The sequence below is a fragment of the Treponema parvum genome (genome assembly GCF_017893945.1).
Classification (GTDB): domain Bacteria; phylum Spirochaetota; class Spirochaetia; order Treponematales; family Treponemataceae; genus Treponema_D; species Treponema_D parvum_A.
In genome coordinates this window covers 1305922-1331126 of record NZ_CP054257.1, presented here as the reverse complement: position 1 = coordinate 1331126, position 25205 = coordinate 1305922, and the positions used below count along the sequence as shown (strand labels likewise).

The window sequence follows — 25205 nt, the reverse complement described above, 5'->3', positions numbered from 1 at the left end:
GAATAAAACATTTTTTTACATATGTTCTACAATATGTTTTACAAATTCTTGACATTAAATTTGTTTGTGATACCATTGAAGCAAAGATAAAAGTATTTTATTGGCAGAGAAATTTAATGACGGAAGATTTAAAAAATAAGATAAGCTCGCTTTCGAGTTCGGGCGGTTTTATAAAAGTTACGGATACTCCCGTTGACGGCTTAACTTCGGCCCAAAAGGTTATATTAAACAGAAAAGGCAACACACTCCTCAACGAGGGGAAGATCGAAGAAGCTAAAAGAATTTTTATAACCACAGGATATTCGGACGGACTTACAAGGATCGGCGATGTTTATCTTAAAAAGAACAAGAGCATAGACGCGCTTAAATTGTTTTTGCTTGCACATAATAAAAAAAGATCGGAACCTATTCTGGAAAAAATAGCTTCAATAATATCGGTAATGATAAAAGAATGATCTTAGCCGCAGACATTGAGCATTTCGGACAAAGCCGAAACGTCGCTGATTATATGTGCGCAACGAGCGCACCTATTCAACAGCCTTTCAAAATTGATATTTTGAAGACTGTTGAATTTCAATGGAGTTAAAATGACCGATCAATCCCCTGATCATAAAACCGAGCAGGAAAACCAAAACGCCGAAGCGGATCCTAAGCTTGTAAAGATATCCGAGCTTTCAAAATCAGGCTATCAGTTTATTAAAGAAGATAAACTGAACGAAGCCGAAAATGAATTCAAAAGCATTCTCGAACTTGATGAAAACAACAATTACGCTCTGGTAGGTCTTGGGGATACGGAGCGGAAACGCAATCATTTTAAAGACGCCGTAAAATACTATTCGCAGTGTCTGTCGTCGCATCCGGGCAATAATTATGCGCTGTTCGGACTAGCGGACTGTTACAAGGCTTTAAATCAATATCACCGTGCGATTGAAATTTGGGAACAATACCTTATCCATGACGACAAAAACATAACAGTTCTTACCAGAGTGGCGGACGCTTACCGTAAAATAAAAGATTTTAAAAAATCAAAGCAGCTTTATTTAAATGTTCTTAACATGGAAAGCAACAACGCATATGCGCTTATAGGCTTGGGACATCTCCATTACGATTTTAAAGAATATCGCGACGCCCTATATTATTGGACTAAGATGTTCGAGTTGAACCCAAAGTCGGCAGACATAAGAATTTTAACTTCGATAGGAAACTGCCACCGCAAACTTAAGACTTTTTCTGAAGGTGTATACTTTTTTGAACGCGCTCTAAAACTCGATCCTAAAAATTTTTACGCTCTGTTCGGCTTAGCCGACTGCTACAGAGGGATGAACCAACAATTCCGTTCCGTTGAATATTGGAATAAGATCCTTGAAATGGATCCTGAAAACAAAGTTATCCTCACCCGCGCCGGAGACGCATACCGCAATACCGGAGATTATCGCAAAGCGGAAGAATATTACACAAAGGCTATGGACATAGACTTCGACATATACGCGGTTCTGGGCCTTGCCCTCATATACAAGGGCGAAGGCAGATACGAGGAAGCTATCGAGCGTCTTAAAAGCCTAATACGAAACGATCCTAAAAATTACAGACCGTATATAGACCTTGCGGATTGTTACGTAAAGATCAACAGAATGCAGGACGCTGCAGACGTATTGAAAAGTTTTCAAGCGTTCGGCATACATAATCCTGCGGTAAACGATATGCTGGATAATTTGGAAAATTCCATGCAAAACCGCTAAGGAACGAACGATCATATGCTCCCCGGTGTTTCTAAAATTTTTTTGACCGAACTTTTGCCGGAAGAAATCTGTAAAAAATTGGAATTATCTCCCGCTTTCCGCGGAAAACAGATATTCAAATGGATCGGCATAGGCGTAACTTCCTTTGACCGGATGACAGACCTGAGTAAGGATCTGCGCGTCATTCTTAAAAACAAAGCTCTGCTAAGATCGTCTTTCGTATCAAAGGTTTTAAAAGATCCTGACGGCACGATAAAATTGCAGCTTGAATTGCACGACGGCCTTGCCGTAGAGACAGTGCTGCTTACCGACAGCGAAAACAGAAAAACAGCCTGTGTTTCCTGCCAGGTAGGATGCGCTATGAAATGCGGATTTTGTCAGACAGGCCGCTTGGGACTTGCAAGAAATCTTTCGGCCGGAGAGATAGTCGAACAGTTTCTTTTTTTAGAAAAAGAAGCGGGAAAACTGTCGAATATCGTATTTATGGGCATGGGGGAGCCTATGCAAAACCTTGAAGCCGTAAGAAAAGCCGTAGCGATCTTAACCCACAAAGAAGGAAGAGCCCTTTCTGCAAAAAGAATAACAATTTCAACGTCGGGGCTTGTGCCGGGAATCTACGACCTTGCGGATAACGGGCCGCACCTTCGCCTAGCCGTTTCGATTACGACGGCGGATCCTAAGCTAAGGGAAGATCTTATGCCGATAAGCAAAACCTACGGCCTTAACGAGCTTAAAAAAGCCATAGATTATTATTCGCTAAAAACAGGAAAAAGAGTGACGCTCGAAGCGGCTCTTATGGGCAATGCAAACACGGGAGACGGCAGCGCAAAAAACATGATCGAATTCGCTTCGGGCATGAACGTAAACATAAACCTTATTCCGTGGAATCCGGTAGAAGGTCTTCCGTTTACGGAGCCCTCCGGCAATGAGTGCCAACGCTTCGCCCGCCTTTTACAGGCAGCAGGTCTTAACGTGACGCTTCGCACCAAACGCGGAAGAAAAATAGGAGGAGCTTGCGGACAATTGGGCGTAACGCGCGCACGGCAATGAGACGCGATAAGTTTGAGGCGCGGCAATTCGAGGCAGAACAGAACGCCGCAAAAATCGGGCTCAAGTCTGTTCGATTGCAGTACAGTACAGGCGGACAAGTCCCAAAAATCCGCCCAAGCGGCCGATTACAGGCGGCAACCGCGAATACGGACGGAATACAAGGAATTATATTGACACAGACTTAATGAATAATTAATATTCTTAATTATAATTAAAGTTTTTTTTAACGCAGTCTTTTACGAGAATATAACAAAAAGCTACGGTTAAACGGCCGGCGCTTTTATGGGAGAATATATGGGAAAAACCATCGCGCAAAAGATCTTTGAAGATCACCTCGTCGACAAGCCCTTTGAAGGAACCTATGTGTTAAAACTTGACCGGGTTTTTTGCCATGAAATAACTACGCCGATCGCAATAAACGATCTGGTATCGCGCAAAAAAGACAGAGTCTTCGATCCTGAAAAGATAAAGGCTGTCATAGACCATGTAAGTCCTGCAAAAGACAGCAATACCGCCATGCAGGAAAAAATTCTTCGAGACTGGGCGAGACGCAATAACATAAAGGATTTTTTTGACATAGGCTGTAACGGAGTTTGCCATGCCCTTTTTCCTGAAAAAGGCTATGTACGCCCCGGTTTTACAGTCATAATGGGCGACAGCCACACATGCACGCACGGAGCTTTCGGAAGTTTTGCCGCAGGAGTAGGAACTACTGATCTTGAAGTAGGAATACTGAAAGGCGTCTGCACATTCCGGGAGCCCAAATCCATAAAATTCAATCTAAAAGGAAAACTTCGCGCCGGAGTTTATGCAAAAGACGTCATATTATACATAATAGGACAGATCGGCGTAAACGGAGCCACGAACTGCGTAATGGAATTTTCAGGGCCCATCGTAGACAATTTTGAAATGGAAGAGAGAATGACGCTCTGCAACATGGCCGTAGAAGCCGGCGGAACGTCAGGAATATGCGCACCCGACATGAAAACGGTAGATTATCTTTGGGAATTCATAAAAGACGAATACGATTCAAAAGACAGCGCATTTAAAAACTTTTCAAAATGGACTTCCGATGAAGACGCAAAATATGAAAAAACTTACGACTTTGATCTTTCGAACCTTGAGCCTGTAGTGACCGTCGGCTATAAACCGGATCAAATAAAAACCGTAAAAGAAATGTCGGGTACAAAGGTAGACCAAATATACATAGGAAGCTGCACCAACGGCCGCATTTCAGACCTGCGCATCGCCGCAAAAATACTTAAGGGAGAAAAACTTGCAGCAGGAGTCCGCGGAATAGTAAGTCCTGCGACTCCCAAAGTATATAAAACCGCTCTTGACGAAGGAATCATATCGGTCTTTCTTGACGCCGGATTTTGCGTAACCAATCCTACGTGCGGAGCCTGCTTGGGAATGAGTAACGGAGTTCTTGCGGAAGGAGAAGTGTGCGCCTCTACCACGAACCGTAATTTTAACGGTAGAATGGGAAAGGGAGGAATGGTGCACTTGATGAGTCCCGCGACGGCTGCCGCTACGGCGATTTCAGGCGTGATTACCAATTCTTCTTTGTATAAATAATACATCTTACAGGAGTGATCCTATGAAACAATTTGGCGGGAAAGTGCTTTTTTTAGACCGTGCCGACATCAACACTGATGAAATTATTCCGGCAAAATATCTTACCGAAAATACTAAAGAGGCTCTAAAACCCTATCTGTTGGAAGATCTTAAACTTGAAAATTTTAATCCCAAGACGGACATCGCGGGCAAAAAAGTTATTATCACGCGCGAAAATTTCGGCTGCGGTTCTTCCAGAGAACACGCGCCGTGGGCTCTGGAAGTAAACGGTATCTATGCCGTAGTGGCGGTCAACTTTGCGCGTATTTTCAGGCAGAATATGTATAACTGCGGAATGCTCGCCGTAGAACTTGATAAAAAATCCATTGACGACATGTTTAAAACATTCGCCGCAAAAGAAACCGAATGCAAGATAGTATTAAATGACGGCGGAGACGCAAAGGTAAAACTTATCGCTGGAAGCCTTTCAAAAAGCTACGCATTCAAACTGGACAATTTTGAACGGGCTCTTGTGGAAAACGAAGGATGGGTCGGCTACGCAGACAAAAAGTATTAGTATCGATTTTGATAAAAACTCGAAATTTGATCAACCTGCCTTTTCAATAAGCCCGCGCTTCAAAAGTTCCGCCAATATTATGTCGACTATTTGCTCGGGCACATACTTTAAAGTGTCTATCTTAAGATCCGCAAATTCGTAATCATCGTTGTCGATCTTATAAAGCCGTAAATATCTGGAGGAATCCTGCGTGTCGCGCATAAGCGTAAAAGACTTTACGTCTTCAAACTCCCCTCCTTCGCGCTTTAATATGCGCTTTGACCGCTCGTCGGGTGATGCGATTAGATATATTTTTAAGTCGGCTTCTTCAAGCATCCAAATCGCAAGGCGGGAAGCTAAAACACAGGATTCCTTTCGTGCAAGCGCCAACTGTCTGGTGTCAATTTCAATGTCGTATGAATCGTCCGTCTTTGCATTTTCCATAACCTGAGCCAAACTTATGCCTTTTTCAGATGCAAGCTGCCGGAATGTAAAATTGATCAGTTTTATTCCGAGCCTTTCCGCTAAAAGTCTGCTTACGGTCGTATTTCCGCATCCTGACTTGCCTGAAATTGCGATTCTAAGTTCTCTGCCTGCGGCTACTTTATAAGATGTCATGCGCACTCCCCTGTTTTACGGCATGGAGTATAGCACATATCGGTCTTAATTTGCAAAAAAATCGGGAATCTCGCATTTTGTGTCGGTCGAAAGCGCGTGCGCGCTTGAAGCGCATACGGCCGCATGCGACTATGGCTCCAAACGCGGAGGATAAACAACGTAACGGGTGACTGTCCGGCGGGTGGCGATGACAAGACAGACATGATAAGGCAGCCGCTGCACGGCGCACACGGCGCACACAGGCGCACACGTCTATCTGGAATCATCGATAAAAATTTGCTATAATAACTAATTACTTGTGAGCCGCGCCTCCGTGCGCGACTGCCCTAAAGCTGTTTAACTCACAAAATAACGATTTTGGAGGTCATTATTTTATGAAAGCGATAAAAATTTCATCCGGAATATACAGTATTCATGCGGATATCGACGATAAAAACGCCCTTTTTGAAGGTTTTTGGCCTCTGCCTTATGGAGTTACGCTGAATTCCTACATAGTACAGGGCGAAAAAACGTGCCTCATCGATCTTTTTAAAGAATGGAGCGATTCTCTTGCCCAATACGAAGAGCAGCTTATTTCCATAGGCGTAAAACTTGAAGACATCGACTATGTGGTGTTGAATCACCTTGAACCCGATCATACGGACTATTTACACGAACTTATAAGACGCAACCCGAAAGTCCAAATCATATCTACCGAAAAAGGCGTCGCAATGCTGCAAAAATTTTTCGGCATAAGCGAAAATTTAAGGGCGGTAAAGACCGGCGATACTCTCGACCTCGGCGGAAGGACGCTTACTTTCTATGAAACGCCGAACGTTCACTGGCCTGAGACGATGATGACCTTTGACGACGAAAGCGGCATCCTTTTCAGCTGCGACGGCTTCGGTTCCTACGGATCGCTAGGCGAAAAAGTTTTCGACGACGAGTTTTCGGCGGAAGAACACTTGAAATTCGAAAAAGAATGCCTTCGTTATTATTCAAACATAGTCGCAAGTTTCAGCCCCTTTGTAAAAAAAGCCGTAGAAAAACTAGATGATCTTAAAATTAAGGTTGTCGCTCCAAGCCACGGAATAATATGGAGATCTGAACCTAAAAAAATAATCGAACGCTATTTGCGCTACGCGGGCTACAATACGCCCGGTTCGGGACAAGACCAAGGGAGCTCTCTTGAAAAAGAGATTTGCATCGTCTGGAGTTCGATGTACGGATACACAAAAAAAGGACTTGACGCCGTTATCGAAGGGATAAAAGAGATCGGCGTTCCGTTTTCAATCCACCAGCTTCCGCAGACAAATTTTTCCTTTGTTTTGGCGGATGCGCTAAAATCGGCGGGACTTGTTATCGCAATGCCGACCTATGAATACAAGATGTTCCCGCCTATGGCGCATTTTATTGACCTTTGCGGAAGAAAGCACATTACGGGAAAAAAAGTTCTTCGTATCGGCAGCTGGGGATGGGTAGGCGGTGCAAAAAAAGAATATGAAACTTCTACCGCCGCGCTGAATTGGGAGCAAGGCGCACAGATAGAATGGCAGGGAATTCCGAGTGAAGAAACTTTAAAAATTCTAAAAGAACAGGGAAAAGATCTTGCGCTGAAGATAAAGAATTCATAAAAATTTTGCGCCGTTTTGCTTGAAGCTGCGCTGCATACGTTGCGCGGCTCTTGAGATGCAAAACGGCACAACGGGTCGTTTTTTTATAACGAGAATCTAAGGCTGAGCGCTCCGGCCGGAATCTTCGCAACAAAATCATAGCTGAGGCTTAATGTAAGATCGATGACGAAAATATCCAAACCTACGCCTCCGTAAAGCTGAGGTCTAATTCCTTCCATAAAGCCTGTGTTTCCGCTTCCGCTGAATTTAGTAGGAAGTAATCCCCATTTTTGGGCGTTTTGTAACATAGCAGTATTTTGTCCTGTATATATTTTGCTCCAATCTGCGTCTATGCTCCAATCGACATTTGTCTTTGAAAACAAAACTCTGGCGCCTGCAAACGGAACAAGAAAAAGAACCTTTGAGGACACCTGCGATGAAACGAACAGCGTTGTGGATTTAAAATCAAGATCCGCGTCGGCGCTATCGTCTTTTACGCTAACGCCCCCTTTTGTGTAGTAAAAACCGCCGCCCACCGAAACCTTAGGAGTGATCCCGCCGCCCTCTAAAAGAGCATAGCGCACGTCGCCTCCGATCGTAAAAAAATCAATCGAGGAGGGACTTAAAATTTCATCAAAAGAACTGATTTTTGACGTATCTATCGAACAAAATGTAAATCCTACGTCGAACGGGAACACAAAGCCGCCTACGCGAAAATCCGCCGTAACGGTGGGAAAAACCAAATCATCTCTTAAGCCCCCCACATCAATTCCTAAGGCGTTTGCGGTGTCCTTGAGGCTTGATACGTCAAGACGCGACGCGCCCGTATTTATTCCGAAGCCGAAATGCGGGAACGGAAGAATCTTGCCTATCCATGCTTCTGCCCAGACATTCTGCTGCGTCTGTGAATTGGGAAGAGAGTCTCCTATGGCATCGCAAAAGCCGTTAAGTCCCGACGTCGCCGTATTTATAGGATTCGTAACGTTTATACCGTAAGAAGAAAGGCTGGTGTAGGCAGCTCTGATCTCAGCTGCGGCATTAGCTACAGTGCCTCCCGGTCCACCCGTCGCTCCAGTAGCCGCAAGAGCTTGCTCAATAGCAGCCTTATTGGCGTTTATAATATCCGCAACCTCGTCGGGAACAGTTATATTGGCAGTCTGAGATGTTCCCGCCACCCAGTTAAGATTAACAACTTGGTCTGCAAAAACGCCTGAAGAAAAAACAAAGCCTGTCAGCGCCGCACATAAAATCTTTTTTATCATTTTCATAAATTCACCTCCTATAAAAACTTTTCCAGCTACCCGCAGCGAAGCTTCCAGCAAGGTGCAACCTCTGAAAAAGTTTTTCGCGCTTTCGCAAACATCAGTTTAGAAAACGCAATAAATAATCGAGTTTGCGAAAATATAATGTATCGTATTCATTTTTTTCAAAAGCGATACGTATACACGCTTCCCGCAAACATCAGCTTACCGACTTTATGATAACATAAAATGAGATTTTAGTACAATAAGCATTTGCTTGTAAATTTTAATCCGTCATGTTGATTTTTTTTTATTATCTTGTAATATAAAAATGATTAATTTAACGAGGTTATTTATGCATAAATATTTAAAAAGCGCCGGTTTTGCAGTTTTATTTTTTTTATCGGCGTCAATCATGAACTCTCAAGAAGCGCTAAAATCCTATGAAGAAGAATACTACGACTTTCTTTCGCTGCAGGGGCTCGTCGAGCGCCCTACCCTAAACTACAGAACTTTAAGCGATTCGGTATGGGAGCTTTCCGAAGAAGCTCAAAACGATTCGCGCAATATATGGAAAGACAAAAATCTCGGAACAACTCGTTTTATCGACGGCAATAAGAACCTTTCGTGGAAAATCTATGGGCCTGAATGGTATAACAGTTTTAACACCGCAGCCCCCTACGGGCAAAACGACGGAGCGCTGTGGCAAGGCAAAGGATACAATACATCGTTGACCGGCGGGGCGCGTTTTGAAGCCTACGGAGCCGAGTTAACTCTAAAGCCGCAACTAAGTTTTTCGCAAAATGCGGCATTTGATATCATAGAGCCTCATACAGCCTACAAAACTTCAGACTTTGCAGGAAAAGCAGAAAAGTATGGATATTACGGCGTCCCCTCTATCGACGCGCCGCAGCGATTCGGAGACGCGCCGTTTTTTACGTTCGATTGGGGCGACACGGAAATCCGCTATACGTGGAAGGCCTTAACGCTCGGCTTGGGCACACAGGCCGTGTGGCTTGGGCCGGCGCAACTCAATCCAATCGTACATTCAAATAACGCGCCGAACTATCCCAAAGTTGATTTCGGACTTAAAAAAACTTCAGTGCATTGGCCTTGGGGAAACAGGTATTTGGGCGACGTCGAAATTCGAGGCTGGTTCGGAAAATTAACCGAAAGCGATTACTTTGACAATATTGATTCGAATGATCACAACTTACTTTCCGGAGTGGCCTTAGCTTGGACACCGCCTCATTTGATGGGACTTACACTAGGCGTAAACAGGACGATGTTGAGCAGATGGAATGAAATTACCGGTTATTCCCTTTTTAAAATATATAATCCACTTATGAGCGGTTCTAAAGAAGGTTCTGACAATAGCGATCAGAGATTCTCGTTTACAGCCGATTATCTTTTGCCTTCTGCCGGCTTTGAAATTTATTTTGAATGGGCAAGAAATGACTTCAGCCCCAACTTGAACTATATAATCCGGTATCCGTTCCACACGCAAGGATATACTTTAGGCGGCAGAAAAAGCATAAATTTTTCCGACAAATACTCAGGCGAATTATCTTTGGAAATAACGAACCTTGAATGTTCCAGAGATTACGGCAGCTACATACCCTATCCTTCTACTTTTTATGCACACCACATTATCACACAGGGCTACACTAACGGAGGGCAATGGCTTGGAGCAGGTATCGGAACAGGCGGAAACAGCCAGTACATAGGTTTTAAACTCTATCATCCTAACGGGTTTTGGAAAATCTTTTTCCAGCGGAGAAATCCAGATCTTGATTATACATGGTATTATGACGTAGCTCATTCAGGCTGGGACGCGGAGACAAATATCCGTGTATTATTAATCGGAGGACTGGAAATACTTTATTATTTGTCAAAAGACATTTATTTCACGGCTGGGCTTACAGCCATTCATGAAAAAAATCCCTTAAACAACGGTGATCCGGAAACAAGAAACGGACTGCATACACAAATCTCCGTTAAATATAATTTTTAAACAAAACGTATGCCGCAAAAATCTTTAAAAAATAATGCTTTTTTTAACTTCATACGTTCATTTTTGAATATTGCATTTCCTATAATATCGTTTCCTTACGCTTCCCGTATACTCATGCCGGAAGGTATCGGAAAAGTTAATTTTGCAAATTCCGTTATCGATTACTTTGTATTAATCGCTTCTTTAGGAATTGCGCAGTATGCGACACGGGAAGCAGCAATACTAAGAGAAGACTTTAATAATCTAAGCAAGTTTTTAAAAGAAATTCTACTGATAACACTCTTTGCCACAATATTCGCATATATACTGCTGATAATCTCTTTATTTGCGGTTCCTAAATTCCATGAATACCGAATGCTCATGATCGTGTGCTCGACTAAGATTCTTTTCGTTTCTGCAGGAATAAATTGGCTTTTTATAGCGCAAGAAGAATATTCATATATTACGCTGAGAACTGCAATTTTTCAAATCATAAGTTTAGTATCGTTATTCTTATTTGTACATAAAAGCGATGATTATATAACATATGCCTTTATAGGCATTTTTTCCAATGCCGGTTCAAATATATGTAATATTTTTTATTCAAGAAAATTTATAAATATACTGATAAAAACAAAACTTCAATTGAAAAAACACATAAAACCGGTATTTTATTTTTTCGGTATTTCATGTTCGCAACAAATTCTTAATGGGATAGATTCCGTAATGCTCGGGTTTATCATGAACGATACGGCAGTCGGTCTTTATGCGGCAGCAATAAAAATAAAAAGTCTTGTAACTCCTCTTATTGCCACAATAACGGGAACATTGCTCCCAAGAGCTTCTTTTTATGTAAACAACAATAATTCCGAAAAATACGACGAACTTATACAAAAGGGACTGGGAATTTCTTTGTTTCTTTCTTTTCCCTGTACAGTAGGAATTATCTGTATTTGCAAACCTTTTATATTGTTGTTTTGCGGAGAAAATTATTTACAGGCAGTTACTCCAATGATCATAATATCTCCTATGATAATCGCATCGGCTTTCAATTCATTTTTAAATGATGCAGTCATAAATCCTTTGAAGATGGAAAAAAAATCATTTTACATACAATTTTCAGGAGTTGCAATGAATGTTCTTCTCAACTACATATTAATAAAAAAACTCAATGTATTAGGGGCAGCTCTATCTACCGTGATCATCGAATATATATTAACAGTTGCAAGGCTTTATATCTGCTTTCCGACAATCAAAAAAACTTTTAAACTCAGAAGTATTCTTGATCCTCTTATATGTTCTTTTTTTATGGGGATAATAATAAGTTTTTTTGCAAAAGAAATACAAAATAATTTTATATATTTATCGGTCGCGATCATTTTAGGTTTCTTTTCTTACACAACCTTTATGATCATTATACGAAATCCCATAATGAAACTATTTATTATCTTTTTTCAATCTTCCGTCGCTAAAATTATATCTTAAAGCAGACGATTGGCCGTATGTTAAAATTTAAAATAATGTAAAAGGAGTATGGCGAATGTTTATTCCATTTTTTTTTAAAGTAAAAAATTATATTAAAACAAAATATAATCATATAATTTCTCCGTTTTATGAAGCTTATTATAAAAGAATGAATCCTAACGATAACTGTCTGAACACCTCCGAACGAAGAGAAAATATAGTCATTTCCATTACAAGTTATCCGGCAAGATTCAATACCCTTGACCTTTGTATAAAAAGTATATTTAACCAGTCGGTAAAGGCGGATAAAATAGTCTTATACCTTGACGATTTTGTTTTAGACAGTGAAATACCGAGTAAAATTAAAGAACTTTGTAAAAACGGACTTACAATAAAAAAAATCCCTCATAACCTTCGCTCGCATAAAAAATATTTTTTTGCAATGCATGAATATACCGATTCAATCATTATAACCTTTGACGATGATGTCATTTACAGAAAAAACACAGTAAAACATCTGCTTAACTCATATTTCAAATACCCAAAATGCATATCCGCTATGCGCGTTCATAAAATAACGTATTCAAAAAACGGTGCAGCGGAACCCTATGAAAAATGGAAAAAAGAATACAGAAAAATCACCTCCCCTTCTTTTTTGCTTTGTGCAACGGGCGTAGGCGGAGTACTTTATCCGCCGCATATTTTACCGAAAGACACCTTTGACACGGAAGCGATAAAAAAGCACTGTTACAAGGCCGACGACATATGGCTTAAATTCATGGAACTTAAAAGCGCCGTCCCCGTCGTATGGAAAAAGACAAGACATGTTCACCCAGTTGAAATTGCGCTGCACAGAGACACGGGACTTAATCTTGAAAATGTAAATAAAAATCAAAACGATAAATACATAAAAGATATGGAAAATTTTACGGGAATCCACTTAGACGACTGGAAATCCGTGTAAGCCAGTCGAATGTTCATGCCGACACAAATGTGATTGACCGAATATATGCAGTCTGAACAAGACGACAACTCTATTCGATCAAAGCTCAAAGCTATTTTATTCTGTATTCGTTTACCTGCGGATTTTTTAAAATTACATAATAAATCTCAAAATTTCCGAAAATGGAATGATATATTAATAGTTTATTTTTTCAATAATAATTTGTATAGTTATGAGGTTAAAATCTTTTATAACTAGCGTTATAAAAAAATGAGGTAGGTCATGAATATAACAATCGCAGGAACTGGCTATGTTGGCCTTTCAAACGCAATTCTTTTGGCGCAAAATAGCACGGTTACGGCTGTTGACCTTGTAAAATCTAAGGTTGATTTAATAAATAACAAAAAATCTCCTATCGTCGATAAAGAAATCGAAGAATATCTTTCACAGAAAAAACTTGATTTAGTTGCAACTACTGATGAAAAAAACGCATACGACTCCCCAGACTTCGTCGTCATTGCAACTCCTACAAATTATGATACTGAAAAAAACTTTTTTGACACTTCTTCTATCGAGTCTGTGTTAAAAATTATCGAAAGACGATGTCCTAATACCACCGTTGTAATAAAATCCACAGTTCCTGTTGGTTACACAGAAAAAATCTATTCTCGTTTTAATATAAAAAATCTTCTTTTTAGCCCAGAGTTTTTGCGCGAAGGTCATGCTCTTTACGATAACCTCTACCCTAGCCGTATTGTTGTAAGTTATCCCCTTGAACAGCCAGAACTAAAGGCAAAGGCTTTGCAATTTGCTGAACTTTTAAAACAAGGTGCTATAAAAAAAGACATCGCGGTGCTAACTCCAAATTGCACAGAAGCGGAGGCGATTAAGCTTTTTGCAAACACTTATCTTGCGCTTCGCGTTGCTTACTTTAATGAATTGGACACGTATTCAGAAGTGCGTGGATTAAACACTCGACAAATTATCGAAGGAATAAGTTTAGATCCTCGCATTGGAGATTTTTATAACAATCCTTCGTTCGGCTATGGCGGCTACTGTCTCCCAAAGGACACAAAACAATTGCTTGCAAATTTCAATTCTGTTCCACAAAATCTCATCCAAGCGATTGTACAATCTAACAAAACGAGAAAAGAGTTTATCGCTTCGCAAATTTTATCGAAAAATCCGAAAGCTGTTGGAATTTATCGCTTAACTATGAAAGCAAATAGCGACAATTTCCGACAAAGTTCCATTCAAGATATAATGAAAATCCTTAGAGGCGAAGGTGTTGAAGTTTTAATCTATGAGCCAACTCTTACCTGTGATAAATTTGAAAAATTCCGTGTGATTCATAACTTCGACGAATTTGCAAAAAATTGCGATGTAATTCTTGCAAACCGTATGTCAGAAGAACTGTCTAAGGTGCCAGAAAAAGTTTATACTCGCGACCTTTATTCACGAGATTGATTTTATAAATTGATTTTGCTTTATGATTAAAAAGATTGTTTTTATAACGACACACAATTGGGACTCAAAACGACAGGGAGGCTTTCATAAATTTGCAGAAGCAGCCTGCCTTTCTGGCATAGAGAGCGTTTTTTTTAGTTTTCCTCGTCCTTATTATGGTCTTTTTATGAACAGGGAACAGTTAAATAAGGATGTTATTAAAACTCTCTCTAAGGGTAAATACTACGATGTTCAACTTCCAAAAACAAATGAAGAACAAACTGATATTTTTGACGAAAAAGCAAGCGATTTTTATGTTCAAGGTGGCAAAGAAAAAAGTAAAAAATTGCTAAACATCACATACCCTACTTTTAGGTTTCCAGACAGTGCAGGACGATTTTTAAACGACAAACTTATGAACTGGCTTTTGATACATTCTTTTAAAAGTTTTAAGAAATTTTGTAAAAAATATTTTTCAGGCACAGACTGTTTCGTTTTTGAATCCTGCGAAGGAATTGCATTCATCGACAAATTGAAAAAGTATTTTCCAGACGCAAAAATGATATACCGTCCAAGCGATCCTATGGTCTATGCAACAGTTCCGCAGCGTGTAAAAAAATTGGAAAAAAACATCTTATACAAAGCGGATTTAAGCTTAATCGTCAACGAAGAAGGTGTAAATTGTTACAAAAAAACTATTACAGATTTTGAAAACAAGGTTCACTACGAAATTTTATCAAACGGAATAGATATTGCATCATATACGAAAAAATATCCTGTACCTCAAATTCTTCAAAAACCAAATACTGTTTTATACGTTGGTGCTTGGGAAGTTGAATGGAAGCTGCTTTTTTTAGCAGCCGAAACAAATCCCGATTTCAATTACATTGTCGTCTGTCCAAATTATCCTTCGTCTGCAATTCAAAAAAAAGTTTGCCAATTCAAAAATCTTTTTTATGTTCCAGGAATAAAACCTCAAGAAGTTCCTGCATGGATTACAAACTGTAATGTGGTAATGGTTCCTTACCAAACGGATTTTTATAAAGACAGACCTTTGGGCATTACCGCAAAATACTATCAAGCGATGGCAGCCCAAAAACCGATTGTTGCCTATTGCGATACACCAAAACTGAAGGATGCAGGCATAAGCGTAAATTATTCTTATGAAGATTTTATAAGTGAAATTCAATCTGCTATGACAAAAGGTTCTTGCACTTATAAATTTGATTTGCAAGGGCGCAATTGGAATGAAATCTGCAAGCGATTCATAAAAGCATGCGAGAAAAATCATGAAAATTAAAGAACTAATAGATGTAAAATTGCTCAAATTTTTAATCGTAGGCGTAATAAATACTATAGTGGGAGCTGGCACAATGTTTTTGCTTTACAATCTTGCTCATTGTAATTATTGGCTTTCTTCATCGTGCAATTATATAGTAGGCGGAATTTGCAGTTACTTTTTAAACAAATATTTTACATTCAAAAATCACAAAAAAAGCTTTGGTCAAATTATTAAGTTTGTTGTATTGCTTGTTATCTGCTATTTAATCGCATACGTTCTTGCAAAATATTTCATCTATCGTATTTTTTCATCACAAAGCGTAAAAATCAAAGATAATATTGCAATGCTCACAGGAGAATTTTTATACCTAGCAATGAATTACCTTGGTCAAAGGCTTGTTGTGTTTAAAAATAAGGAGTAAAATACAAAAATAATTTTTATATAAGGATTTTGTATGTCTAAAGTATCTCTTATAGTTCCTTGTTATAATGAAGAATCGAATATCATACCTTTTTATGAAGAAATATTGAAAACTTTTAAAGATATAGACGCTGACTTTGAATTACTTTTTATCGATGATGGCTCTAAAGATAAAACTTTAGAAAAGATTAAAAATTTGCATAACGATGATAAGCGAGTAAAATGCGTTTCATTTGCTAGAAATTTTGGCAAAGAAGCTGCTCTTTTTGCCGGCATTAGAAATGTTACAGGTGATTGTGCTGTTATTTTGGATGCGGATTTGCAACATCCTCCTTGCGTCATCAAAGAAATGTTTCAAAAGTGGAAAGAAGGTTTTGAAGTTGTTGAAGGAATAAAAACTTCCAGAGGTAAAGAAAGCATTTTGCACAAAGCCTTTAGTCAAATTTTTTACGGACTTATGAGCAAAGCAGTAAAGATGGACATGAAAAACTCCAGCGACTACAAACTTCTCGACAAAAAAGTCATCGCTCAACTTGCAGCATTAAAAGAGCGCAATACTTTTTTTAGAGCGCTTTCGTTTTGGGTTGGTTTTAAAAAGACCACAGTTTATTATGAAGTTCAAGAACGCATGTCTGGAGTTTCAAAATGGTCTACAAAAGCCCTAACTCGCTATGCAATAAACAATGTTATATGCTTTAGTTATGCACCTTTACACATAATTGCAGTTGTTGGTTTTATATTTATTTTTATTGCAATTGGCGTAAGCATAGATGCGTTAATAAGTTTTATAAGAGGCAATGCTGCACAAGGATTCCCTACGATTATCCTTGTCTTGCTTTTAGGATTTGGTGCAATTCTTATTTCGCTGGGAATAATTGGAGTTTACATTGCCCAAATTTATGATGAAGTAAAAATGCGTCCTCAATATGTAATAGGTGAAAAAATTGAATAGTCTTATAGATTTTCATGCAGACGATTATGCTTTATCACAGAATTCCGACGATGACATCATAAATCTTTGCAAGGAAGGAAAACTCGACAGCATAAGTATTATTCCAAACCTACAAGTTTTTGAAAGCAGTGTCTTAAAGTTAAACGAAGCAAAAAAACATTTTCCTAAAAAAATAAAGATTTCTGTTCACTTAAATTTTATGGAAGGAAAACCTGTATCCGATTGCGACCTGATTCGAGATTTGGTTGATGAAAAAGGTTTTTTCTGCGTTAGCTGGGGGAAACTTTTGATATGGAACTACAACCTATTCAAAAGAAAAAAGATAAAAGAACAACTTGCACGAGAAATATCTGCACAAATAGAAAAATGCATAGAAGCGGAAGTTTTTCATATTGATTGTTTAAGAATAGATAGCCATCAACATCCACACATGATACCACTTTTCAGACAAGCGATTTTTGACGCGCTAAAAGATAAAAATTACAAAATAGAATATATAAGAAATACAAACGACCCGATAAATTTCTATAAAAAATCAAAATCAGAAAAAACAAATTTTAGCAATATTCTAAAGTGTTTGATTTTAAACCACTACTCAAAAAGGTTTTCTAAGATACTAAAAAAAAATAATCTTCCGGACAGTTATCTTTGTGGAGTTTATTATAGCGGCAAAATGGACGAAAGAATTGAAAACGCACTTCCAATTTTTAATGGCGAAGCAAAAAAACACAATCGCCAATTTGAACTTTTATTTCATCCTGGCACAATGCTAAAAGAAGAACTCACACAAGAATTTACAAAAGAAGGTTTTGTAGAATTTCATCTGTCAAAAAACCGAAATATTGAATATTCCATGTGTAAAAATATGAAAAGGAATTGATTTGTGACTGATAACATTATTCAAATAAAAAAAAATAATATCGTACTATTTATTTTATCTGTAATAACTCTCCTATTTTTTGCTGCCTTATCCTTTAATTATACAAGCAGTCTTATAATAGAGTCGATGGATAAGGTTATTGGCAGAAATTTACGAGACCCCCAAAAATGGTCAAGAATTTTAAAAGGTATATTGCACATACCTGTTTTTTCCTGTGCAATTTTTATTTTTAATAACTTTTTTACCTTAGGTCTTAAAACTGCAGAAAAAATAAAGCAAATATTTTTCAACATTTTTTCAAAGTTAAAAAAATCAGATCTTATCGCCTTTATTCTTTTTTTTACAGTTTTCTTTTTTATCGCTTATTATAAAATTATAGATGCTGACTTTTATTATGCAGACGACAAAGCAAGGCTGATTGGTGACGACAAAACCTCATGGATTTCCTTTGGCAGATATGTGTCCCAGTTTTTTTCAGTTTTTATTCACACATCTTTTCCTTTGGTAGATGTAGCACCCCTAACTCAATTCTTTTCAATACTCATAATGAGTTTTTCATTGATGATTTTAATCTTAATCTTAGATAATAAGATAAAAATTGCAAAATCATTTCCACTGACATTCCTTTTTATATCACCTTTTTTTTCACAATGTTTTTCTTACAGATTTGATAACATATACATGACTCTTGCAGTATTTTTTACCTTAATACCATTTTTATTTAAAGATGATAAAATCTCATTCATATATTTATCAATTGTATTTTTAGTGCTTTCATGCATGAGCTATCAAGCGGCAACATCTGTTTATATAATGCTTGTAATCTTTATAAGTTTGAACAAAATAAAGAAAAATGAAAACATAAAAGAAGTGATAAAATTCATTCTTAGTTCTGTAATTTCGTTTACGATTGCTCTTCTAATCTATAAATTGCTATTCGATTGTTCTTCTGATCCAAAATATTTTGTACCCGCGACAGAAGAAAATTATTTTTCAACTTCGATTTCAATACAGGTGATTCCCCAAAATATTAAAAATTATGTTTTGCTAGTTACAAATAATGTGGGCGGTATTTGGTTAAAGGTATTTATAATTTGTTCTGCAATAATCTACTATGTATTTTCAATAAAAAACTCAAAAATAAATAAATTTATTTTTGTAGCGGTTTCCATTGTGTTTATTGCAACTGCATTTATACTTTCGCTTGGCCCATATATGATATTAAAAAAAACTTTGCTCGCCCCGAGAGTTTTTATGGGTTTTAACATGTTTATCGCCTTAATTTTATATTTTTGTGTGGAAGACATACTCTGTTCAAATCTTTCAGTAAAGAATAAATATATATTTTCAATTCCAACTCATTTTGTAATATACGGTTGCATAACCTTTTTATATGCTTATGGAAATTGTCTTTCGCATCAAAAAGAGTATTCTGACTTTAGGTTTCAGCTTATCATCAACGATATGAATGAATATATAAAGGAAGGCGATGTTTACATATCGTTCAAAGGAAAATCTACAGATTACTGCCAAGCATTAGACGTCGCCGTAAAGCAATACCCAATAATAAATCTGCTTTTAGAAAATCAACCTTCGCCAAATTCATCTTGGAATGATAAATATCTATATAAATTCAATTTAGTTTCGGAGCAGGAAAATTCAAAAGAAAAACTCCCCTTATTAAAAGAATCTTATTATCACGATTTATATGGAAAAGATAATCACTTTGTTGTAAATCTAAAAAAATAGTATTGGAGAACTCATTATAATATTAAAAGCAAGCCTAAAAATTAATTTATGAAAAATTAAACAACCGAAAATTGGAGAAAATATGAAAAAACAAAATAAAATCATCACCTTAATTTTTTCTAGCCTCATAATATTAGCGCTTATTCCTTGTCTTTTTCCTCAAATTCAGCATTTGGCGGTTTTGTTTGTAGAAAAACTAAAACATGATGATATACACGATTCTTTTTGGATGAAACAGATGTTTGCGTTTGCGATATGCACAATATTTACGATATTGGCTATAAATGCAGTCTTATTTACGCAAAAAGGCAGAAAAATCTTTGAACACAATATAGAATCATTCAAAAAAATATTAGATTTGATTAAAGATAATAAAAAGTATCTTTTTACAATTTTTCTTTTATATCTGTTTGGTTATATAACAATATTTAGGGCAAATTTTTGGAACAAGGCGATTGATGACCTTGCAAGACAAATCGAAGGTTCACGAGACTGGATGAATTGGTACAGATATATTTCTGAAATCGGCTCTATATTCATTCACACATCAAAGCAATTGATTGATATAGCACCTCTAACCCAAGTGATTGCATCTTTTTTTGTTGCCCTAGCCTCATTCTTCATAATCCACATATTCAATAAAAAATTCACTTATTTTTCGTGTATAGCGTCTTTGCCTGTGGGATTGTTTCCATACTTTCTTTCAAATCTATCCTACAGATACGATTCTCCTTACATGGCTTTTGCAGTTTTAGTCAGCATAGTACCTTTCTTATTTATTGAGGATAAAACGACTTTCATCACGACTTCTGTTTTGTGTTTATTTTTTATGTGTACTTCATACCAATCCGCTTCTGGAATATATATTTTTATGTCGATGCTTTGTGTTTTTACGATGTGGACACAAGATAAAAAGCCGGTGCAGGAAATTCTAAAAACAACACTTATATGCATATTGTGCTATGGATTAACGCTTTTTGTTTTTTCAAAAATTTTCATTCCAAAACCGGATTACGAAGTCTACGCAGATGAAGCGATAAATATCTCTTGCCTTATTCCAAATACAATAACTTATATAAAAAATCTTTTATCGCAGTTGGCTGGAACTCCAATTCTCTACTTTTCAATGGCAGTTTTTGTTCTTTTTATTGTTCACTCTTTTATTAATACAAATATCAATCGCTTATTTTCAAGTTTTCTTTCTGTCCTCATACTGATTATCGCGATACCTTTTACCTTTGGCTCGTATCTTGCTTTAGAAAAACCTCTATATTCAGCAAGAGCATTTATAGGAATTGGAGTCTTTATTGGCTGTCTATCTGTAATAGTATTATCTAATAAAAATTCAACTTCAAATAAATTTTTAAACCTTTCAAAAATACTAACTTTTTGTCTTTCATGGTGCTTGTTTGCTTTTTCATTTGCATATGGAAATGCACAAGCAGATCAAAAAGACTATATACATTTTAGGACAACGCTTTTATTGAAAGACCTTTCTGAAGTTATTGAAGATACAGACAAAGATGTTGAACTTTTATTTGTATCAGATATAGGTCATTCAAGGACAGTTCAAAATCTTATTGAAGTTTATCCAGTTGCAAAAGAATTAATTGACATCGGTTTAACTCCTCATAGACCTTCAGAATTCGTATTACAGTCTTACAATTTTTGCGAATTAAAGGCCGGAACAAATACCGATTTTAGAAAAGATGATTTACCAGTTTTGGTTGATAATCAATACAATAAAATTCAAGGGAAAAACAACAAGTACCTTATCACATTTAAAAATCCTCATTTTAAAGTTATAAGAACAAGAAACATAGAAGGATGATGTGTTTGTTTCCATCAAAAAATAACCTAGGAATAAAAATGATACTGATTAACGGTTCTTTTCTGTGCCGAAGTTTAACCGGCATAGAGCGCTTTGCTTTTGAAATATGTAAAAATCTCGATGAGCTTGCCTTAAAAGATGAAATTGCAATCTACATTCCAAAGAATGCAAAAACAAAAGTTGAATATAAAAACATAAAATGCATTTATTCCAAAAAAAATTGCAAAAGTTTTCCGATTTGGGATCATATCACTTTTTCTGTTTTTCTTAAAAAAAATGGTTTTATTCCGCTTGATTTTGCAAATGTAACTCCGTTTTTTACTCCAGGGCTTGTTTTTATTCACGATATTTACGCAAAAGTTTTTCCTAAAGATTTTACTTCTTTTAAAGAAAAACTAATAAAAACATATATGTGCCTTATGTACAGACACGCCATAAAACACGCAAAAAAACTTATGACAGTAAGCGAATTCAGCAAAAATCAAATTGCAGAAGTTTACAATGTCGATAAAGATGAAATTTCTGTAGTTCCAAACGGATGGGATCATTTTAAAAATATAGATGAAGATAAATCCGTCCTCAAAAAATTCCCGAAATTAAACGAACAAGAATTCTATTTTACCTTGGGAAGCCTTCAAAAACGAAAAAATTTAAAGTGGATTGCTAAACATGCAAAAAATCATCCAGACGAATTATTTGCTGTTTCTGGAAAAATCGTTTCTGGAATGCAGAGCAACGAAATTAACGACTTAAAAACTTTGCCAAACGTAGTGCTACTCGGTTATGTTTCGGACGGAGAAGTAAAAACTCTGATGAAAAAATGCAAGGCGTTTATCTTTCCAAGTTATTACGAAGGCTTTGGAATACCGCCGCTCGAAGCGCTTTCCGTTGGTGCACAAATTGTAGTTTCAAAAGCCTCTTGCCTGCCAGAAATTTACGGAAAAACCTCACATTATATAGACCCCAACAATCCAGAAGTTTCGCTGGAAGAGATTTTAGCACAGCCAGTTTCTTCTCCAGAAACGATTTTAGAATATTACACTTATAAAAACTCTGCTAAAAAATTGTATGGGATACTTAAGGAATGTAACCATTGAGATAAAATACTGGTTTTATCAATGTTGAACAAAAAAAATTATTGTGTTATAACGGTCAATATTTTCTGGAGATTTAAACATATATGTCTTTCTCAAATATTTTGTATACTCTTGTTTTGTATCCATTGGTTCAAGTAATTGGAATCGCTTTCCGCATTTTTGACAAACTTTTTGATAATACGGGAATCGCTGTTATCGGTGTAAGCTTTACGGTAACCATATTGTGTCTTCCGTTATATATAGTTGCAGAACACTGGCAGCAAATTGAGCGTGATGTTCAAAAAAGATTAAAACCTGGCATAGACCGAATAAAAAAGACCTTCTCTGGCGATGAGCAATATATGATTTTGAGCACATTTTACCGTCAAAATCACTATCATCCTCTTATGGCTTTGAGGTCGAGTTTTGGGCTTTTAATACAGATTCCTTTTTTTATGGCAGCGTATTCCTGTCTTTCTAAGATGCCAGCCTTGCAAGGAAAATCTTTTTTATTCATCGCGAATATGGGAAGCCAAGATGCTATCTTTCATATTGGAAACTTTCCAGTAAATATACTTCCTATAGCGATGACTGTTATAAACATAATCGCTGGTGCAATCTATACAAAAGGCTTTCCTATAAAAGAGAAGATTCAAATTTATGCAATGGCATTGGTTTTCCTCGTAATCTTGTATTCAAGTCCTGCTGGATTAGTCCTTTATTGGACTATGAATAATGTGTTTTCTCTAGTTAAAAATATCTTCTACAAGTTAAAAAATCCTTTAAAAGTTCTTTATTATTGTGCTATAGCAGGAATTCTCTCTATTGCCGTTTATGTTCTTTTTATTTACGACGGCGGAGCAAACATGCAAAAGCGTTTAAAAGCGGTAATTCCTATGCTGATGCTTTTACCAATTCCTTTGTATTTAAAACTTATAAACTGGTTTTTGAATTCCCCTCTTTCTGGCATTGTAGAAAACAAAAAATTGAGATTGAATCTGTTTTTATTTTCAAGTCTTTCGCTTACGGTTTTAGCAGGTCTTGTTTTACCTTCTTCATTGATTTCTTCTTCAACTCAAGAATTTTCAAATGTAGGAAATTTGGCTTCGCCTTCGATTTATTTTAACTGGTCATTTTGGCAGGCAGCAGGGCTTTTATTATTTTGGCCTTGCTGTATTTATTTTCTTTTTGGAAAAAAATTGCAGTCGATTATAGCCTGTTTTTTTGCGATTGCACTTTCTTGTGCGGTTCTAAACGCCTTTGCTTTTAACGGAAATTATGGCTCAATGGACATAACCTTAAAATTTATAGGTGGAATGAATAACCAATCAAAACTATTTATGATTGCAAATACAGCAGGTATCCTTTTAACTGCTGTGATAATCATTGGTTTATTTAAATTTAAAAAAATAAAAATTGTAAATTCTTTGATTTTGATTGCACTCTTTTCTTTTGTTGCACTTTCAACAATAAACATCGCAAAAATTAAGAAGGCTTATGCCGAATATTCTAAAATAGTCGCTTCAAAAAATAAAAATGCGGAAGCAAAAAGCGATTTATCAGCGAAATTTCATTTTTCTAAAACCGGCAAAAATATCGTACTTGTAATGCTAGACAGGGCGGAAAGTTCTTATTTTGAAGATATTCTGCATGACAGACCAGAATTGTATGATATTTACAGCGGATTTACTTTCTATAGAAATGCTTTATCGTGCAATGGACACACTTTGATGGGTGCTCCTTCAATCTACGGAGGTTATGAATATACACCGTATGAGATGAATAAACGCTCAGATGTACCATTAAAAGAAAAACACAACGAAGCGCTGCAAGTATTGCCAACGATTCTGACAAAACAAGCAAATTTCAATGCAACTCTAACAGATTTATCCTGGTCAAATTATAGTTACGATTCCGATATGAGAATATTTGAAGGAAAAGAAAATATCCAAGGCTATAAATTATGTGGAAGATATACAGGAGATTTTAAAAAACAGTTTTTAGGTTCTGCAAAAACAGGATTGCTTTCCGACGGATTAAAACGAAATCTTTTTTGGGTGAGTCTATTTAGAATTTCGCCTGCAATTGTTAGACCTGTTGTATATTATAAAGGCTCATGGTGGGCAAATGCAGAAACAAACGATGTAGATTTGTTCGTGGATTGGTATGCGATTCTTCATTACCTGCCACAGATTACAGATTTTTCAAACGAAAAAGATAATTTAATCATCATGACGAATGAAACAACTCATACAGGGCAAGACATTTCGTATATGAACTTAACTGATGAAAAAACTCTTTCTATAAAAACAAAAGATGACAATTGTTATGCCATAGATGTTGTTTCTCTTGAAGCGTTGGGAAGATGGTTTTCTATGCTAAAAGAGAACGGTGTCTACAATAACACAAAGATTGTAATAGTTGCAGATCACGGAATTGGATATGGAGCAAGGCGTACAAAAGACTATGACGTTCCAGATGTAGGCGGATATCCAAAAGATCACTTAAATCCACTTTTTTTAGTAAAAGATTTTAATTCTAGTGGAAAGTTAAAAATTGATATGTCGTTTATGGCGAATGCCGATACAATTGAGTTTCTTTTAAAAGATGTCGTAGAAAATCCAGTAAATCCTTTTACCAACAAAAAAATAACATCTGAAGCAAAAAAAGATGGTATCATTGTTACAACAGATGATATGTTTATGCCTCATCACACCAGAAGCAAATATATTTTTACTGTAAATAAGGATTCTTGGTATAGAGTTAAAGACGATATATTTAAAGATGAAAATTGGCAGCCTTACCAAAAATAAACT

General features: G+C 36.8%; 20 protein-coding genes. 18 read left to right on the top strand and 2 right to left on the bottom strand.

Annotated elements, in window-relative coordinates:
• Window positions 1–116 precede the first annotated feature (116 nt).
• The 5 genes from HRI96_RS05940 to HRI96_RS05920 all read left to right on the top strand — a co-directional run bounded on the left by HRI96_RS05940 (window position 117) and on the right by HRI96_RS05920 (window position 4923).
• On the top strand, window positions 117–455 hold the full coding sequence (locus HRI96_RS05940) for a hypothetical protein (protein ID WP_210116495.1): 339 nt from the start codon (window positions 117–119) through the stop codon (window positions 453–455).
• A 132-nt stretch (window positions 456–587) separates the two neighbouring features.
• Window positions 588–1739, top strand: a complete 1152-nt coding sequence (locus HRI96_RS05935; protein WP_210116494.1) for a tetratricopeptide repeat protein — start codon at window positions 588–590, stop codon at window positions 1737–1739.
• A gap of 15 nt (window positions 1740–1754) precedes the next feature.
• Window positions 1755–2789, top strand: a complete 1035-nt coding sequence (gene rlmN / locus HRI96_RS05930) for a dual-specificity RNA methyltransferase RlmN (protein ID WP_210116493.1) — start codon at window positions 1755–1757, stop codon at window positions 2787–2789.
• 294 nt (window positions 2790–3083) lie between these two features.
• Entirely contained in the window at window positions 3084–4367 is a 1284-nt protein-coding gene (locus HRI96_RS05925) for a 3-isopropylmalate dehydratase large subunit (protein WP_210116492.1), read from the top strand.
• Between the two features lie 22 nt (window positions 4368–4389).
• Window positions 4390–4923 carry a 3-isopropylmalate dehydratase small subunit gene (locus HRI96_RS05920; protein ID WP_210116491.1) on the top strand — a complete coding sequence of 178 codons (534 nt, stop codon included), beginning with the start codon at window positions 4390–4392 and terminating at the stop codon, window positions 4921–4923.
• Between the two features lie 30 nt (window positions 4924–4953).
• On the opposite strand, the gene cmk is transcribed toward HRI96_RS05920, so the two are convergent.
• The gene (cmk, locus tag HRI96_RS05915; protein ID WP_210116490.1) at window positions 4954–5520 is read right to left on the bottom strand and encodes a (d)CMP kinase; all 567 of its coding nucleotides are present in this window, start codon (window positions 5518–5520) and stop codon (window positions 4954–4956) included.
• Between the two features lie 374 nt (window positions 5521–5894).
• On the opposite strand from cmk, the gene HRI96_RS05910 reads away from it, so the two are divergent.
• The gene (locus HRI96_RS05910; RefSeq protein WP_210116489.1) at window positions 5895–7133 is read left to right on the top strand and encodes an FprA family A-type flavoprotein; all 1239 of its coding nucleotides are present in this window, start codon (window positions 5895–5897) and stop codon (window positions 7131–7133) included.
• 83 nt (window positions 7134–7216) lie between these two features.
• Here HRI96_RS05910 and HRI96_RS05905 read toward each other — a convergent pair whose 3' ends face one another.
• On the bottom strand, window positions 7217–8380 hold the full coding sequence (locus HRI96_RS05905) for a hypothetical protein (RefSeq protein WP_210116488.1): 1164 nt from the start codon (window positions 8378–8380) through the stop codon (window positions 7217–7219).
• Between the two features lie 328 nt (window positions 8381–8708).
• Between HRI96_RS05905 and HRI96_RS05900 the strand changes: the two genes are divergently transcribed.
• The 12 genes from HRI96_RS05900 to yidC all read left to right on the top strand — a co-directional run bounded on the left by HRI96_RS05900 (window position 8709) and on the right by yidC (window position 25202).
• Window positions 8709–10367: a capsule assembly Wzi family protein gene (locus tag HRI96_RS05900; RefSeq protein WP_256729163.1), complete on the top strand. Its 1659-nt coding sequence runs from the start codon at window positions 8709–8711 to the stop codon at window positions 10365–10367.
• Between the two features lie 9 nt (window positions 10368–10376).
• A complete protein-coding gene (locus HRI96_RS05895; RefSeq protein WP_256729162.1) occupies window positions 10377–11831 on the top strand; it encodes a flippase in 1455 nt (484 codons plus the stop codon).
• Between the two features lie 148 nt (window positions 11832–11979).
• On the top strand, window positions 11980–12774 hold the full coding sequence (locus tag HRI96_RS05890) for a glycosyltransferase (RefSeq protein ID WP_210116486.1): 795 nt from the start codon (window positions 11980–11982) through the stop codon (window positions 12772–12774).
• A 261-nt stretch (window positions 12775–13035) separates the two neighbouring features.
• Window positions 13036–14220: a nucleotide sugar dehydrogenase gene (locus HRI96_RS05885; RefSeq protein WP_210116485.1), complete on the top strand. Its 1185-nt coding sequence runs from the start codon at window positions 13036–13038 to the stop codon at window positions 14218–14220.
• Between the two features lie 22 nt (window positions 14221–14242).
• Window positions 14243–15499, top strand: a complete 1257-nt coding sequence (locus tag HRI96_RS05880) for a GumK N-terminal domain-containing glycosyltransferase (RefSeq protein WP_210116484.1) — start codon at window positions 14243–14245, stop codon at window positions 15497–15499.
• Window positions 15489–15902: a GtrA family protein gene (locus HRI96_RS05875; protein WP_210116483.1), complete on the top strand. Its 414-nt coding sequence runs from the start codon at window positions 15489–15491 to the stop codon at window positions 15900–15902. Before HRI96_RS05880 ends, HRI96_RS05875 begins: the two co-directional genes overlap by 11 nt.
• A gap of 33 nt (window positions 15903–15935) precedes the next feature.
• Window positions 15936–16853 (top strand): glycosyltransferase family 2 protein, encoded by a 918-nt coding sequence (locus HRI96_RS05870; RefSeq protein ID WP_210116482.1) that lies wholly within the window; start codon window positions 15936–15938, stop codon window positions 16851–16853.
• On the top strand, window positions 16846–17733 hold the full coding sequence (locus tag HRI96_RS05865) for a ChbG/HpnK family deacetylase (RefSeq protein WP_210116481.1): 888 nt from the start codon (window positions 16846–16848) through the stop codon (window positions 17731–17733). Before HRI96_RS05870 ends, HRI96_RS05865 begins: the two co-directional genes overlap by 8 nt.
• A gap of 126 nt (window positions 17734–17859) precedes the next feature.
• Complete coding sequence (locus HRI96_RS05860; RefSeq protein WP_210118565.1) at window positions 17860–19482, top strand: glucosyltransferase domain-containing protein; 1623 nt, start codon at window positions 17860–17862, stop codon at window positions 19480–19482.
• Window positions 19483–19564: 82 nt separating this feature from the next.
• On the top strand, window positions 19565–21313 hold the full coding sequence (locus HRI96_RS05855) for a glucosyltransferase domain-containing protein (protein ID WP_210118564.1): 1749 nt from the start codon (window positions 19565–19567) through the stop codon (window positions 21311–21313).
• A 38-nt stretch (window positions 21314–21351) separates the two neighbouring features.
• Window positions 21352–22410: a glycosyltransferase family 4 protein gene (locus tag HRI96_RS05850; protein ID WP_210118563.1), complete on the top strand. Its 1059-nt coding sequence runs from the start codon at window positions 21352–21354 to the stop codon at window positions 22408–22410.
• An 83-nt stretch (window positions 22411–22493) separates the two neighbouring features.
• Window positions 22494–25202: a membrane protein insertase YidC gene (yidC, locus tag HRI96_RS05845; RefSeq protein ID WP_210118562.1), complete on the top strand. Its 2709-nt coding sequence runs from the start codon at window positions 22494–22496 to the stop codon at window positions 25200–25202.
• Window positions 25203–25205: the final 3 nt, after the last annotated feature.

Bases quoted from the DNA above. Each gene is read 5' to 3' on its own strand.
- HRI96_RS05870 (WP_210116482.1), top strand. From the start codon at position 15,936: ATGTCTAAAGTATCTCTTATAGTTCCTTGTTATAATGAAGAATCGAAT.
- HRI96_RS05880 (WP_210116484.1), top strand. From the start codon at position 14,243: ATGATTAAAAAGATTGTTTTTATAACGACACACAATTGGGACTCAAAA.
- cmk (WP_210116490.1), bottom strand. From the start codon at position 5,520: ATGACATCTTATAAAGTAGCCGCAGGCAGAGAACTTAGAATCGCAATT.
- HRI96_RS05855 (WP_210118564.1), top strand. From the start codon at position 19,565: ATGAAAAAACAAAATAAAATCATCACCTTAATTTTTTCTAGCCTCATA.
- HRI96_RS05860 (WP_210118565.1), top strand. From the start codon at position 17,860: ATGGATAAGGTTATTGGCAGAAATTTACGAGACCCCCAAAAATGGTCA.
- HRI96_RS05910 (WP_210116489.1), top strand. From the start codon at position 5,895: ATGAAAGCGATAAAAATTTCATCCGGAATATACAGTATTCATGCGGAT.
- HRI96_RS05940 (WP_210116495.1), top strand. From the start codon at position 117: ATGACGGAAGATTTAAAAAATAAGATAAGCTCGCTTTCGAGTTCGGGC.
- yidC (WP_210118562.1), top strand. From the start codon at position 22,494: ATGTCTTTCTCAAATATTTTGTATACTCTTGTTTTGTATCCATTGGTT.
- HRI96_RS05935 (WP_210116494.1), top strand. From the start codon at position 588: ATGACCGATCAATCCCCTGATCATAAAACCGAGCAGGAAAACCAAAAC.
- HRI96_RS05850 (WP_210118563.1), top strand. From the start codon at position 21,352: ATGATACTGATTAACGGTTCTTTTCTGTGCCGAAGTTTAACCGGCATA.
- HRI96_RS05895 (WP_256729162.1), top strand. From the start codon at position 10,377: ATGCCGCAAAAATCTTTAAAAAATAATGCTTTTTTTAACTTCATACGT.
- HRI96_RS05875 (WP_210116483.1), top strand. From the start codon at position 15,489: ATGAAAATTAAAGAACTAATAGATGTAAAATTGCTCAAATTTTTAATC.
- HRI96_RS05900 (WP_256729163.1), top strand. From the start codon at position 8,709: ATGCATAAATATTTAAAAAGCGCCGGTTTTGCAGTTTTATTTTTTTTA.
- HRI96_RS05920 (WP_210116491.1), top strand. From the start codon at position 4,390: ATGAAACAATTTGGCGGGAAAGTGCTTTTTTTAGACCGTGCCGACATC.
- HRI96_RS05885 (WP_210116485.1), top strand. From the start codon at position 13,036: ATGAATATAACAATCGCAGGAACTGGCTATGTTGGCCTTTCAAACGCA.
- HRI96_RS05890 (WP_210116486.1), top strand. From the start codon at position 11,980: ATGAATCCTAACGATAACTGTCTGAACACCTCCGAACGAAGAGAAAAT.
- rlmN (WP_210116493.1), top strand. From the start codon at position 1,755: ATGCTCCCCGGTGTTTCTAAAATTTTTTTGACCGAACTTTTGCCGGAA.
- HRI96_RS05925 (WP_210116492.1), top strand. From the start codon at position 3,084: ATGGGAAAAACCATCGCGCAAAAGATCTTTGAAGATCACCTCGTCGAC.
- HRI96_RS05905 (WP_210116488.1), bottom strand. From the start codon at position 8,380: ATGAAAATGATAAAAAAGATTTTATGTGCGGCGCTGACAGGCTTTGTT.